At 70.8% G+C, this 12,935-nt stretch carries 12 protein-coding genes; 4 read left to right on the forward strand and 8 right to left on the reverse strand.

All coding sequences use genetic code 11. From position 1 onward, the window contains the following. Complete coding sequence (locus ABD329_RS14730) at positions 1–957, reverse strand: MerR family transcriptional regulator (protein ID WP_198278833.1); 957 nt, start codon at positions 955–957, stop codon at positions 1–3. A 45-nt stretch (positions 958–1,002) separates the two neighbouring features. Further along, a complete protein-coding gene (locus tag ABD329_RS14735) occupies positions 1,003–1,893 on the reverse strand; it encodes an MmyB family transcriptional regulator (RefSeq protein WP_198278826.1) in 891 nt (296 codons plus the stop codon). Positions 1,894–2,039: 146 nt separating this feature from the next. On the opposite strand from ABD329_RS14735, the gene ABD329_RS14740 reads away from it, so the two are divergent. Then, positions 2,040–3,452: an MFS transporter gene (locus ABD329_RS14740; RefSeq protein WP_198278825.1), complete on the forward strand. Its 1,413-nt coding sequence runs from the start codon at positions 2,040–2,042 to the stop codon at positions 3,450–3,452. Here ABD329_RS14740 and ABD329_RS14745 read toward each other — a convergent pair. The 3 genes from ABD329_RS14745 to ABD329_RS14755 form a co-directional block, all read right to left on the reverse strand. Next, a complete protein-coding gene (locus tag ABD329_RS14745; RefSeq protein ID WP_198278824.1) occupies positions 3,436–3,900 on the reverse strand; it encodes a GNAT family N-acetyltransferase in 465 nt (154 codons plus the stop codon). The two genes, ABD329_RS14740 and ABD329_RS14745, sit on opposite strands and share 17 nt — an antisense overlap. Before the next feature lie 136 nt (positions 3,901–4,036). After that, entirely contained in the window at positions 4,037–4,762 is a 726-nt protein-coding gene (locus tag ABD329_RS14750) for a DUF899 domain-containing protein (protein ID WP_198282071.1), read from the reverse strand. 149 nt (positions 4,763–4,911) lie between these two features. Then, positions 4,912–5,556: a DUF4232 domain-containing protein gene (locus ABD329_RS14755; RefSeq protein WP_198282072.1), complete on the reverse strand. Its 645-nt coding sequence runs from the start codon at positions 5,554–5,556 to the stop codon at positions 4,912–4,914. Positions 5,557–6,040: 484 nt separating this feature from the next. On the opposite strand from ABD329_RS14755, the gene ABD329_RS14760 reads away from it, so the two are divergent. Further along, on the forward strand, positions 6,041–6,736 hold the full coding sequence (locus tag ABD329_RS14760) for a glycoside hydrolase family 11 protein (RefSeq protein ID WP_198282073.1): 696 nt from the start codon (positions 6,041–6,043) through the stop codon (positions 6,734–6,736). A gap of 123 nt (positions 6,737–6,859) precedes the next feature. Then, positions 6,860–7,414, forward strand: coding sequence for an NUDIX hydrolase (locus ABD329_RS14765; protein ID WP_198282273.1), 555 nt, complete (start codon positions 6,860–6,862; stop codon positions 7,412–7,414). Between the two features lie 51 nt (positions 7,415–7,465). On the opposite strand, the gene ABD329_RS14770 is transcribed toward ABD329_RS14765, so the two are convergent. The 3 genes from ABD329_RS14770 to ABD329_RS14780 form a co-directional block, all read right to left on the reverse strand. Beyond that, positions 7,466–7,909: a nuclear transport factor 2 family protein gene (locus ABD329_RS14770; RefSeq protein ID WP_198282272.1), complete on the reverse strand. Its 444-nt coding sequence runs from the start codon at positions 7,907–7,909 to the stop codon at positions 7,466–7,468. 116 nt (positions 7,910–8,025) lie between these two features. Further along, positions 8,026–9,354: a TSUP family transporter gene (locus ABD329_RS14775; protein ID WP_344316446.1), complete on the reverse strand. Its 1,329-nt coding sequence runs from the start codon at positions 9,352–9,354 to the stop codon at positions 8,026–8,028. Between the two features lie 133 nt (positions 9,355–9,487). Next, positions 9,488–10,228, reverse strand: coding sequence for a DUF4232 domain-containing protein (locus tag ABD329_RS14780; protein ID WP_198282134.1), 741 nt, complete (start codon positions 10,226–10,228; stop codon positions 9,488–9,490). A gap of 315 nt (positions 10,229–10,543) precedes the next feature. Between ABD329_RS14780 and ABD329_RS14785 the strand changes: the two genes are divergently transcribed. After that, on the forward strand, positions 10,544–12,916 hold the full coding sequence (locus ABD329_RS14785; RefSeq protein ID WP_344316474.1) for a protein kinase domain-containing protein: 2,373 nt from the start codon (positions 10,544–10,546) through the stop codon (positions 12,914–12,916). Positions 12,917–12,935 lie beyond the last annotated feature (19 nt).

Genomic DNA, 12,935 nt, shown 5'->3' on the forward strand with positions numbered 1-12,935 from the left:
CTACAGAGGGTTCTCCCGCAGCCAGGTCAGCACCTGGTCCGCGTGCTCGTTCGGCGGGAAGATCGGATAGAAGGCGTGCTCGATCGCGCCGTCGCGGACGATCAATGTCAGCCGCTTGTAGAGCGTCAGTCCGCTCACCTCGAACGTGGGCAGCCCGAGCGCCCGCGCCAGGCTCCGCGTGGGGTCGGAGAGCATCTCGAACGGCAGCCGGAGCCGCTCCACGACCTCGCGCTGATAGTCGGTTTCCTGGCTGGACAGCCCGAACACCCGGACCGCACCGGCCGCGAGCAGTTCCTGGTAGTGGTCGCGGAAGCCGCACGACTCGGGCGTACAGCCGCGCGCCCCGGGGATCGCGTCCCAGCCCTCGGGCAGATCGGTGCCCGGGCGGCCGGTGAGCGGGTAGACGTAGATCACCGTACGGCCGGGTCCGAGGGCGTCGAGACGGACCGTCGCATCGCCGGTGCCGTGCAGTTCCAGGGGCGGCGCGGACGTCCCGGGCAGATGGGCGGCCGCACCGTCGTCCTCGGGTACGGGCAGGTCGGGCGGCAGGCTCACGTAGTCGGTCATCGGGCGCTCTCCTTCGTCGGTGGCCGGGACACCGCTGTTGCGGTGGGCGGCCTGCTGAAGGTGCGTGATCAGCGCCGCCCGGCGCGCGGTGAGCCCTGCGATGCGCTGGGAGAGATCGTCGATCGCACCCCGGTACTCGGCCAGTGAGGCCGGGCAGTCATCGGCGTGCCGATGCCCGACCGCGAGGCAGTCCAGGAACGGCCGGGTGCGCTCCACGGGCAGTCCGAGCCCGCTGAGCGCCCGGATCTCCCGTACGAGCCGCACATCGTGCTCGCCGTAGTCCCGATAGCCGTTGGCCAGCCGCTCGGGCGTCAGCAGCCCCAGCGATTCGTAGTAGCGCACCGCTTTGGTCGTCACACCCGCCCGCCGAGCCAGTTCGCCGATTCGCACGTCTCTCACCTCGAAGAACGCTAAACCTTGCCCCCGAGGGTAAGGTCAAGACGAGGTGCGGATGCCCCTGGGCGGTGCCTCGTCCGTGGCGGCCCAGCTGGCCAGCAACTTGAGGGCGTCTTCATCGGGTGAGCCGGGCCGCGCACTCATGGCCGTCAGGCTCAACGAGGGCTGGGCGGGCAGTTGCATCGCGTCGAAGGCGAGCGTCAGATCGCCGACGACGGGGTGGTGGAAGTGCTTCAGCCCGGTGTAGTGCAGGCGCACGTTGTGCCGGGCCCAGGCGGTGCGGAAGTCCTCGCTGCGGGTGACGAGTTCGCCGATGAGGTCGGTCAGCACCTTGTCGTACGGGTCGCGGCCGGCCTCGGTGCGGAGCAGGGCGACGGTGTTGTTCATCGACTCCTCCCAGTGGCGGCCGAAGAACTCGCGGCCGCGGGGGTCGAGGAACTTGAACCGGGCCATGTTCACCGGTGGCTTCCGCCCGTCGGCGAACAGGGGCGCGTACAGGGCGAAGCCGAGCCGGTTGGCAGCGAGGAGGTCGAGGCGGCTGTTGCGGACGAACGCGGGCGCGTCGGTCATGGAGTCCAGGATGCGCTGCACGTTCGGCGGCACCCGGGTCTGCTGCTGAGGGGCGCGACGGCGCCTGTGTGGGGTGGTGTTGGCGGCGCGGGCCAAGTCCCGCAGGTGGTCGCGTTCGGCCTCGTCGAGCTGGAGGGCTCGGGCGAGGGAGTCCAGGACGGCTTCGGAGGCACCGCTGAGGTTGCCGCGCTCCAGGCGCACGTAGTAGTCGACGCTCATCCCGGCGAGCATGGCGACTTCTTCGCGCCGCAGACCGGGGACGCGGCGGTTGCCGCCGTAGGCGGGGAGGCCCGCCTGCTGCGGGGTGATCCTGGCCCTGCGGGAGGCCAGGAACTCCTTGATCTCGTTCCTGCTGACCACGATCCCCAGGCTAGGTCCGCCGCGGAGGGTGTGGGGGGTTCTGTCATTACCTGGTACGGCCTTACCTTCCTCACCGGTGTGACCAGCGGTTTTCATCGGAGTGTCGCACTCCACCCAGCACCGCCTCCCACCGTCTGGAGCCTTTCGTGCCCACCACCACTCAGCGGTCGGTCGTCCCGGCAGTCCGGGACCGCGGCCGTCACCCGGTCGCGGCCCTCGCCGCCTGCGTGGTCGGCTTCTTCGTGATCACGCTGGACGCCACGATCGTCAATGTCGCCCTGCCCACCATGCGTGACGAACTCGGGGGTGGGATGAGCGGTCTCCAGTGGGTGGTGGACGGCTACACCCTGATGTTCGCCGCGCTGCTGCTGTCGGCCGGCGCCCTCTCGGACCGGATCGGGGCCCGCCGGGCCTATGGGCTCGGCGTGGCGGTGTTCGTCGGCGCCTCCGCCGCTTGCGGCCTGGCGCCGGGCCTCGGCGTCCTGGTGGCCGCCCGGTTTGTGCAGGGTGCCGGGGCGGCGGTGGTGATGCCCACGACGCTGGCCCTGATCAGGGAGGCGTACGGTGATCCGGGGCGCCGGGCCCGGGCGGTGGCGGTGTGGGCGATGGGCGGCGCCGCGGCTGCCATGGCCGGTCCGCTCGTGGGGGGTTTGCTGACGGGGCTGAGCTGGCGGCTGATCTTCTTCATCAACGTCCCCGTGGGCGTGGCCGCCCTGGTGCTCCGGGCACGGGTCCAGCACTCGCCGCACCGCGGGGTGCCCTTCGACTGGGCCGGTCAGATGGGAGCGGTCGCGGCGATGGGCGGGCTCACGTATGGCGTGATCGAGGCCGGTGCGGACGGGTTCACCGCACGGCGGGTCATCGTCGCGCTGGCCGTCGCGGCGATCGGGCTGGCCGCCTTCCTCGTGATCGAGGCCCGGAGTGCGCACCCGATGGTGCCGCTGGAGATGTTCCGCAACCGCACGATGGTGATCGCGGCCACCGTGGGCTTCACGTTCATGATCGGTTTCTATGGGGTGCCGTTTCTGTTCAGCCTGTACTTCCAGCAGCTGCGCGGTCTGTCGTCGATGGCCACCGGTGTGGCGTTCCTGCCGATGATGGCCTGCTCCGCGCTGCTCACACCGGTTTCCACCCGGCTCGCGCGATGGGTCGGCCTCAGGGCGTCGATCACGGGCGGACTCCTGCTGATGGCCACCGGAATGGCCGTCCTGACGGTCCTGCCCACGACGGCGCCGGTCTGGGCCGTGTCCGCGCTGATGATCCCCGTCGGTCTCGGCGGTCCGCTGATCATGCCGCCGCTGGCCGCGCATCTGCTGGACCACGTGCCCGGCCATCGCGCGGGCGTCGCCAGCGGAATCCTCAACACCGCCCGCCAGATCGGCGGCGCCCTGGCCGTCGCCGTCTTCGGCACCCTGCTGGCAGACCGCCGGGCCTTCCCGCACGGCCTGCGCACCAGCCTGATCATCGCCGTCGTCGTGCTGCTGGCGACCACCGCGGCGATCCCGCTGCTGCCGCCTCACCGCTCGTCGGACGTTGGCCCGGTCACGCGCTTCCGGTAGTGCCGGGCACGCCCTTCCGGTAGTGGACGCGGTCGTACGGGCCGTCCTGGCGGCGTTCCGTCACCTCGTATCCGTACCTCGAGTAGATCTCCTGGTTCTCCCGCATGAGGGCGTTGGTGTAGAGCCGGATCTCCGGAAGGTGGAGGGCGCGGGCGCGGGTTTCGGCGAAGGTGAGCAGGTGCCTGCCCACGCCCTGGCGGTGGGCGTCGGGGTGTACGGCGATGTTCTCCAGGACGAGGTGGTCGGGCTCGGCCACCAGGACCAGCACGCCCACGACCGGGTCGCCGGTGACGAAGACGCGGCCCGCCGCGATGTCCGCCGCGTGATCGGCGTCCATGGGGGCCGGGCGGAGTCCGATCCGGGTGATGTAGGGGCGGTATGCCGCGTCGATGACGGCCTTTACGGCGGCGGCGTCGGCGGGTGTCGCGGGGCGGATGTGGTGGTCCATGGGTCCACAGTGTGCGGCATGCGGACGTCAATGTGTGCTGGTCACGGGGTGTACGAGCGCTGCGGGGGGCCAGGCGGGCCGGTCGCGGGGGTCAGGCGGGTCGGCCTCGGGGGCCTCGGCGGGCCGGTCGCGGGGGTCAGGCGAGTCGGCCTCGGGGGCCTCGGCGGGTCTGGGCGAGCCACTCCGGGGCCGGCTCGGGGTCGCCGTATGCGTCGTGCCAGTTCCACCAGTCGTACGGCGGGGTCTGTGGGTACCCCTCGGGCGAGTCCTCCCATACCTCCTGCCGCCCGAGCGCGGTCATGTCGAGGTAGCTCCAGGTGTTGCCCAGCGCCTCGTCGCCGCGGGCGTTGATGAAGTAGGTGCGGAACACGCGGTCGCCGTCGCGGATGAACGCGTTGGTGCCGTGCCACTCGTCCACGTCGAAGTCGGCGTCGAAGTCGTCGGTGATCGTGTACCAGGGCATCGTCCAGCCCATCCGCGCCTTCACCTGCTCGATCTCCGGCTGCGGGGCGCGCGAGGCGAAGACGAGGGTGGTGTCGCGGGCGTTGAGGTGGGCGAGGTCGCCGACGTGGTCGGCGACCATGGAGCAGCCGCGACAGGCGTGCTCGGGCCAGCCGTAGACGATGGGCTCGAAGAAGGCGCGGTAGAGGATCAGCTGACGACGCCCCGCGAACAGGTCGAGCAGGCTCACCCTGCCCTCGGGGCCGTCGAACGCGTACGTCTTCTCCACCGCCAGCCACGGCATTCGCCGACGCTTGGCGGCCAGTGCGTCACGGGCGCGGGTCAGCTGCTTCTCTTCCCCGAGCAGCCGCTGTCGCGCGGCCTCCCACTCCTGCGCCGAAACGATCGGGGGTGTTTCCATCGTGACGTTCACCTTCCAGTCCGGTTCCGGTCCGGTTCCAGTCCGGTCCACGCTCCACCGCCCCCCGTCATCCAGGGTCGGCCGTCGCGGGCGAGGGCGCACGCCGGTGCGCCGGAAGGTGAACGTTCAATCGATCAGGCGGTGCGCGCCTACTTGCCGGTGCCGACCGGGTCCACCTTGATGGCGTCGGCGGAGCCGTCGGTGACGGGGACGTTGATGCTCACGGGGAGGGAGTGGGAGTGGGTCTCGTTGGGCGGGGTGACGACGAGGGTGGTGAAGGTCTCGCCGCTGCCGCCGGAGTTGTTCGGCGGGTAGTAGAGCGTGAAGCGGGTCTCCTCGCCCGGCTTGACCTTGGTCTTCGGCGCCTTGAGGTCGCTGCGCTTGGCGCTGATCGAGCCGTTCTTGCTCTTGAGGTCCACGCCGGGGAAGCCCTGGAGGGTGCAGGGGGCGGACCCGTTGTTCTTGAGGTCGACGATCAGCGTGCCCTCGCCCATGCCGTGCGAGCTCCTGAAGCCCAGCTGCGAGGTCTTGCAGGCGTCCGCACCGGCGCCGCCACCGCCGCCGCCCGCACCGCCGTTGCCCTGGTTGCCGCCGGCCGAACCGGACGAGCCCCCGTCCGACGAGCCGGAACCGGAAGAACCGGAGTCCGAGGAGTCGCTCGCGGCCGAGGAGGACGAGCTTCCGCTGGCGTCCGCGTTGTCCTGGCACGCGGTCAGACCGAACGCGGCGACAGCGACGACCGCTGCGGCGGCGGCCTTGCGGGCATGGCGAAGAGTGGTGGTGCGGCGAGACATGGGTCCCCTGTTGTCGTGGGCTTCGACCCCGTCCTCCGGGGCCATGACAACAAGACTGTCAGTCGACACTGACGATCCACTGCCGTGTCACTAACGCCCTGATAACGGGTTGGCAATGCTCTGACCAGGCACTTCTCCGTCCCGACCACCTTGTGGAACGAACCCGCTCCATATGAGCGCGAGTTATGGCATGCGCCGCATCACCCCTTTTTGTCCCATCTGGCCACACGGGCGTCGAGTTGATCCGGAAGGGTTCCGAAAGTTTTCGATGAAGCTGACTCAGAAACGATCTCACATCCCTTCCTCTCATCGATCAACCCTGGATTCGATCAATAAGAAGAGGCTTTGAACAGGAGATACTCCCCATCAAGAGATCACCAGCCGCAAGGGAGTTTCCGTAATCCTTGCGGAAACTGTTGACACCCCACGGTGCCGGTCCAACACTGACGCACCAACAGGCCCCCACCACAACCGAGGAGGAAGCATGCACCAGGACGACACCCCCGCCCGGCCGATGAGCCGCCGGAACTTAATCGGCCGGGCCGGCGCGCTGACGCTGGTCACGACCGGGCTGACGCTGCCCAGCATCGGAACCGCGAGTGCCGACACGACCATCACCACGAACCAGACCGGCACCAACAACGGCTTCTACTATTCGTTCTGGACCGACGGCGGTGGGTCGGTCTCCATGACGCTGTCGTCAGGCGGCAGCTACCGGACCTCATGGTCCAACTGCGGGAATTTCGTATGCGGTAAGGGCTGGAGCAACGGCGGCCGAAGGAGCGTGCAGTACTCGGGCAGCTTCAACCCGTCCGGCAATGGCTATCTCTGTCTCTATGGGTGGACCTCAAACCCGCTCGTGGAGTACTACGTCGTCGACAACTGGGGTACATACCGGCCCACGGGGACGTACAAGGGCACCGTCACCAGCGATGGCGGCACGTACGACATCTACCAGACGACGCGCTACAACGCCCCCTCGGTCGAGGGCGTCCGGACGTTCAATCAGTACTGGAGCGTCCGGCAGTCGAAGAAAACGGGCGGCACCATCACCACGGGCAATCACTTCGACGCATGGGCCCGTTCCGGAATGGGGCTGGGCACCTTCAAGTACTACATGATCCTCGCGACCGAGGGATATCAGAGCAGCGGGAATTCGACTCTCACCGTGAGCGGATGACACGCGTACGGGGTGCACCGGGGCACGGGGTGCGGGGCCCGGGGTGGGCGAGGTACGGAGCCCGAGGTCAGGAGTGAGGAAAACCCCGCGCCGCGGGCGGGCCCGCGTCGTTAGGATCCGCGCATGGCCACAGCCGATCACTCAGTCCTCCACGTCCTTACGGGCTACCGGCCGAAGACCACCGCGGAATGCGCCGACGTCGAGCGGGTGCGCGGCGTCATCGAGGCGGGCTTGCCCTGGGACCGGACGAGTCCACTCCACATCACCGCCTCCGCCCTGATCGTGCACCCCGACAGCGGCCGTGTGCTGCTGCGCTGGCACCAGCGCCACCAGTCGTGGCTGCTGGTCGGCGGGCATGGCGACCCGGGTGAGTGCGACCCGCTCGCCATCGCGCTGCGGGAGGGACGGGAGGAGACGGGACTGCCCGACCTGGCCCCGTGGCCGGACGCGGAGGTACGGCACCTGGTGATCGTCCCGGTCCCCGCGAACAGCCGGGAGCCGGCACATGAGCACGCCGACGTGCGCTTTGTGCTGGCCACCGGCGCTCCCGAGGCGGTACGGCCGGAGAACCCGGACGCACCGCTGCGCTGGCTGACGCCGGACGAGGCGCGGATGGCGATCACGGAGGCGAACATCCTGGACACCCTGTCCCGGGTGGAGCCCCTGCTCGCCGGCTGATCGTTCTATGGCCCGGCATCATGTCTGCGTCGTGCCCGTGTCACGCCTGCGTCATGCCCGTGGCGCGTCGAACGCCTGGGCGACGGCGAGGCTGTCCTCGTAGACGTGGTGCCGGGTGACGAGGCCGCCCTCGAGCGTGAGGTGCAGGGCGAACCGCGCACGATAGGCGCGCCCGGTGGCCCGGGCGGTCTGCCGGATCTCGCCCAGCACGACCGCGTCATCACCGTCGACGAGGACCCGCTCGACCTCGGTGGCCGCCTCCTCGGGCACATGATGCCGGGCCAACTGCCGGAAGTGGTCCACCACATCCGCACGGGTGGACCGATGCCGAATCCACGGAGTCGCCGCGCGACCGTGCTCCTCCTCCGGCCAGTCCAGCTTCCAGTCACTGCGCTCGGCGTACAGCTCGGCGATCCGCTCGGGGTCCCCCTCACCGATGCGGCGCAGCAGTTCCTCCACCAGGGCACGGGTGGTCATGGGCGCGGCCAAGGACATGGTGATCCCTCCGATCGGAAACCTTGCGGGGAGCGATCACCATGCTGGCGGGGGCAGCGGTTCGGCGCGATTACGTCCGGGGTAATGCGCCCCGCCTCATGGCGGCGGGCTCCGCTTCAGGCCACCCGCCTGGCCGCGACTCGGGCGAGCAGCGCGTCCCGCGCCGCGGGCCATTCGTCCGCGAGGAGGCTGTAGTACAGCGAGTCACGACGGCTGCCGTCCGGGCGGCGCATATGGCTGCGCAACGTCCCCTCGTGGACCAGGCCGAGGCGGGCCAGGGCACGCTGCGAGCGCACATTGAGGTTGTCCGTGCGCAGGGCCAGCCGCGCGAGCCGCAGGTCGTCGAAGGCGTGGCCGAACAGAAGCAGCTTGGACTCGGCGTTGTACGGGCCGCCCCAGCAGGAACGGTCGAACCACGTCGCGCCGATCTCGGTGCGGCTCTCGACGAGGTCGAGGTCATACATGCTGGTTGAACCGATCACCGTGCCGTCGGCGCGCCGTTTCACCGCGAAGCAGCGCCGCGTCGGGTCGGCGATCATCTCGCTCAGCATGTCCCGCACTTGGCCCACGCTCTCGGGGCGCGGCCGGGGCATCCACCGCCAGACCTCGGGGTCGGATGCGGAGGGGAAGAGGGCCTCGGCGTGGTCGACTGATAGCGGTATGAGGCGGACAACAGTGCCTTCGAGCGACCATTTGTTCACCGGCACAGAATAGGCCCGCGCTCGCCGGGCGGGCAGCGGTACGGCGGCTGGGGGACCGTCGGCGGGGGTTAGGGGGCCCAGCCAGCTGCCCAGGAGGGCGCCCAGGCCCAGGGTGGCGGCGGCGGGCCAGTTGACGGGGGCTATGGCTACGTAGGCGACCGCGGCCGTCACGTTGGCCGCGCCGGTGGCGATGTTCTTGACGGCGTTGGTGACCGGGAGGGGTTCCGTGGCCGTCAGGGAGAGCACCGCCAGCATCAGGACGCCCGAGGCCGCGCCGAAGTAGCCGCCGTAGAGGCCGACCAGCAGGACCGCGCACGCCAGCGGGAGAGTGGGGCGGGCGGTGTGGGCCAGGGGGCGGGAGCGGGAGGCGATGAGCCGGCGGAGCGGGTCGCGGACCAGGATCAGTACCGAGCCGAGGGCGATCAGCCACGGTACGACGGCCTCGAAGGCGGAGGACGGGGTGCCCAGCAGCAGGGCGGCCCCGACCGCGCCACCCAGCGCCGCGATGGCGGCGAGCCGGAGGAGGCGGTCGCGCTGGCCGCGGAGTTCGGTGCGGGATCCGGCCGCGGTGCCGACGGTGTTGGAGAACAGCGCCACCGTGTTGGTCACATTCGCGGCCACCGGCGGCAGACCCACCGCCAGCAGCGCCGGATAGCTGAACAGCGAGGCCAGCCCCGCGATCGAACCGGCGAGCCCGGAGGCCACACCGGCCGACACCAGCAGCGCCGCGGAGCCGATGCCCATCCGTTCCCCACCCCTGTGCCTGTGCCCTGTGCGCCGCGTCGGCGGCGCCGCCTCATCCTCCAGGGAGGCTGTCTTCTATGCAAGACAGTGTTCATATGAGTGAACCCTGGCGCAGGGGGTTGCCTTGTGCGTGTTACCAGGTCAGGGCGGTCTGCGCGTCCGTCTGCCAGTACGTGACCTTCGCCGCGCTGTCGACGTAGACCGAGCCGCCGGGCAGTTCGACCGGCTTGGGGTCCTCGCTGCCGTCGATGAAGACCTCGAGCGAGTCGACCTTGCCGCCCTCGGCGCCCGAGCCGTCCGCCGCGGAGGTGGTGATGCCCGCGTAGGCGCTCTCGCCCGGGGCGAGCATGACCACGGCCTGCGGCTTGCTGTCCTCGTTCACCGGGGTCGCGGCCTGCGCGGCAGCGCCGAACTTCAGGCCCGGGTAGCCGACCAGCTTGCAGTCCACGCCGGCCTTGTTGGTCGCCTTGAGCAGCATGTGGTTGACGGGGCTCTTGACGTTCTGGACGGTGATGGCCGTCTTGTTGATGTCGCAGTCGCCGACCGGCTCGGACTCGGAGCCGCCGCCGGACTTCTCGGTCTGCGACTTCGCGTCCTTGACGCCCGTGGCGCCCGTGGCACCCGTGGCGCCCTCCTTGCCGCCCTGGCCCCCCTTGCCCGCCTGGTTCTCCTTGCCCGCCTCGGCCTTGTCCGCGCCCTGTGCGTCCGTGGCGGACGCGGGGGCCGTGGCCGAGGAGTTCGCCTTGCCCGCGTTGTCGGAGTCTCCGTCTCCTCCCCCGCCGCACGCCGCGGTCAGGCTCAGGGCGGCGGCGGCCACGATGGAGGCGGCGATCGTACGGACGGTGCGGCCGCGGCGGTAGGCGGTGACGTTCATGGCGGGCTCCCCCAATGGGTCGGCGGTCCGGCCGGTGTTCCGCACCGGCCCTCGGTGTGGCTATGAGCCTTCCTTGGACCGCTGCCGTATCGCTGCCGTCCCGACACCGTTCCGCTAACGCGGCGCTAACGGAACTTCCCAGTCCGCACCGGCCCGTTCACCCCCGCGCGCCACCGTGGCGCACATCACCGTTCCGCCACGTCCTGGACCGCATGGTCCGCCGGGGCCCCGGCGGACCTAATGTAGGTCTCCGGTAGGGCCGTGTTCGAGACGCGAAAGAACAGCGCGGGAGAGGCGCGGGAGAGGGGATCGGCGATGCCGCTGGCCACCGGGGATCCGGAATCCATAGGCGGCTACGCCCTGCTCGACCGGCTCGGGGCGGGCGGCATGGGCGTCGTCTATCTCGGGCGCGCGGCCTCGGGACGACAGGTCGCGATCAAGCTGGTCCATGAGCAGTACGCGCAGGACGAGGAGTTCCGCACCCGCTTCCGGCAGGAGGTCGCGGCGGCGCGCCGGGTGAGCGGGGCGTTCACCGCCCCCGTCGTGGACGCCGACCCGGAGGCCGACCGGCCGTGGATGGCCACCCTGTACGTACCGGGGCGAACCCTCTCCGAGGTCGTACGGCGGAACGGCCCCCTGAGCGGGCGGGAGTTGCGGACGCTGGGTCTCGGGCTGGTCGAGGCGCTGCGCGACATCCACCGGGCCGGGGTGGTGCACCGGGATCTGAAACCCGCCAACATCCTGATGGCCGAGGACGGTCCGCGCGTCATCGACTTCGGCATCTCCCGCGCCGTCGACAGCCAGACGCTCACCGTCACCATCGGGCGGGTGCTCGGCACCCCGCCGTTCATGTCGCCGGAGCAGCTGCGCAGTCCGCGAGGCGTCACGGGGGCGTCGGACGTCTTCTCGCTGGGTTCGCTGCTGGTGTACGCGGCGCGGGGCAGCAGTCCGTTCGAGTCGGACAGCCCCTATCTGTCGGGCTACCAGGTGATGTACGAGCATCCGACGCTGGAAGGGGTCCCGGAACCGCTGCGGCCCATCGCCGAGCGCTGTCTGGCCAAGGAGCCGGAGGCCCGGCCGGAGCTGGACGAGCTGCATCGCATGTTGCGCGGGCTGTCGGACTTCCCGGCGGCTTCCCCGACTGCGGCCGACAGCTCCGCGACGGTCGACGGGCGCGGGGCGGTCGACGGGCATGGGGCGGCAAGTGTCCCGGCAGCGCCTCACGGCCGCGCAACACCTCACGACCCGGCAACGCCCTACGGCCCCGCAACGCCCTACGGCCCCGCAACGCCCCACGGCCCCCCAACGGCCGCCGTTGGGCCTCCTCCCGTCCCCCCGGCCCCGGCCACCTCCGCAGCCCACACCCCCCAGCCGACCGCACCCAAGCGAGGCGCCCGGCGGCGGCTCGTCGTCACCACCACCGGGGTGGCCGTGGCCCTGACCGGGCTGATCATCGCCGCGGCGGTCTTCGCCCCGGACATGACGGACTCGTCGGGCGACGCGTCCGCCACCGCCGACGCCGCGCACTCCCAGCAGCCCGCCTCGCTCCCCAAGGGCTGGCAGCCGTGGCGGACGGACCTGCGGGTCGAGACCGATGGGCCGCCCCTCGTCTACGACGAGCCCGGCTGCGCCCCCGAGGACGGCCGGACCCTGTACTGCGGCGGCAACGGGTTCACGGTCGCCAGGGTCGACGCCGCCACCGGCCACGTCCAGTGGCGGTGGGGCACCCGCCCCCAGCTGGCACGGCCCATCGGGGTACGGGACGGGATCGTCTACACCTACCGGGATTCGGAGCAGGGCGGGCGGTCCCTCGTGGCCCTGGACGTCGTCACCCGGAAGCAGCGGTGGGAGCGGAGCATCAGCGGCTCCGCCGACGTGCACATGTTCCGCGGCGGGGTGCTGACGCTGTCGCCGGACGACCGGGAGCTCGTCGCCTACGGGCCGTCGGGTGCCCGGCGGTGGCAGTCACCGGCGCCCGAAGGGAGGTTCTGCGAGCCGACGGTGCTGAGCGGGGCGCCGTACGCGATGTGCGCGCCCGCCGACCCCAGCGGCCTGGCCGCCGAGGGCCCGTACGACCTGCTGGCGTTCGACCCCTCCGACGGCAGGCAGCGGCACCTCACCACCCTCCCGCGGAAGACGCTGACCGTCGGCGCGGTCCAGGGCAAGCCGCTGTTCGTGATCCCGCAGACCGCGAAGGATGTGTACGACTCGGGGTACGAGCGCCCGTACAAGGGCCTGGTGCGGGTGGATCCGCGCACTGGCGAGATCACGCGGATCCCGCTGAAGCGCCCCGTGCTCGGCAAGCCGACCCTGCTGCACGGCGCCGTCTACTTCGTCCGTCCCAACGGGACGGTCACCGCGGTGGCGGCGGACAGCGGCCGGGAGCTGTGGCAGCGGGTGACGGAAACGGAGAGCCTGTCCGAGCCGGTGCTGTCCCGGCGGTACGGGCAGCTGTACTTCGCCAACCGCTTCGGCCGACTGCTGGCGCTGGACGTGGACGACGGCAAGGAGGCGTGGCGCACGGCCGCGCTGAACGACCCCGGGAACTCGGCGGAGGACGCGGAGCCGAGGGTGGTGCTCGTCAAGGACGCGATCGTGGCGACGGCCGGGGACACGGCGTTCTCCGTACGGCCGGACCGTCCGTCGGTTCATACGTCGGTTCATCCGTCGGCCAGGCCGCCGTCCTGAGCGGCGCCGGGTGGCACTC

It is taken from the genome of Streptomyces javensis (assembly GCF_039525925.1).
Taxonomy (GTDB): domain Bacteria; phylum Actinomycetota; class Actinomycetes; order Streptomycetales; family Streptomycetaceae; genus Streptomyces; species Streptomyces asiaticus.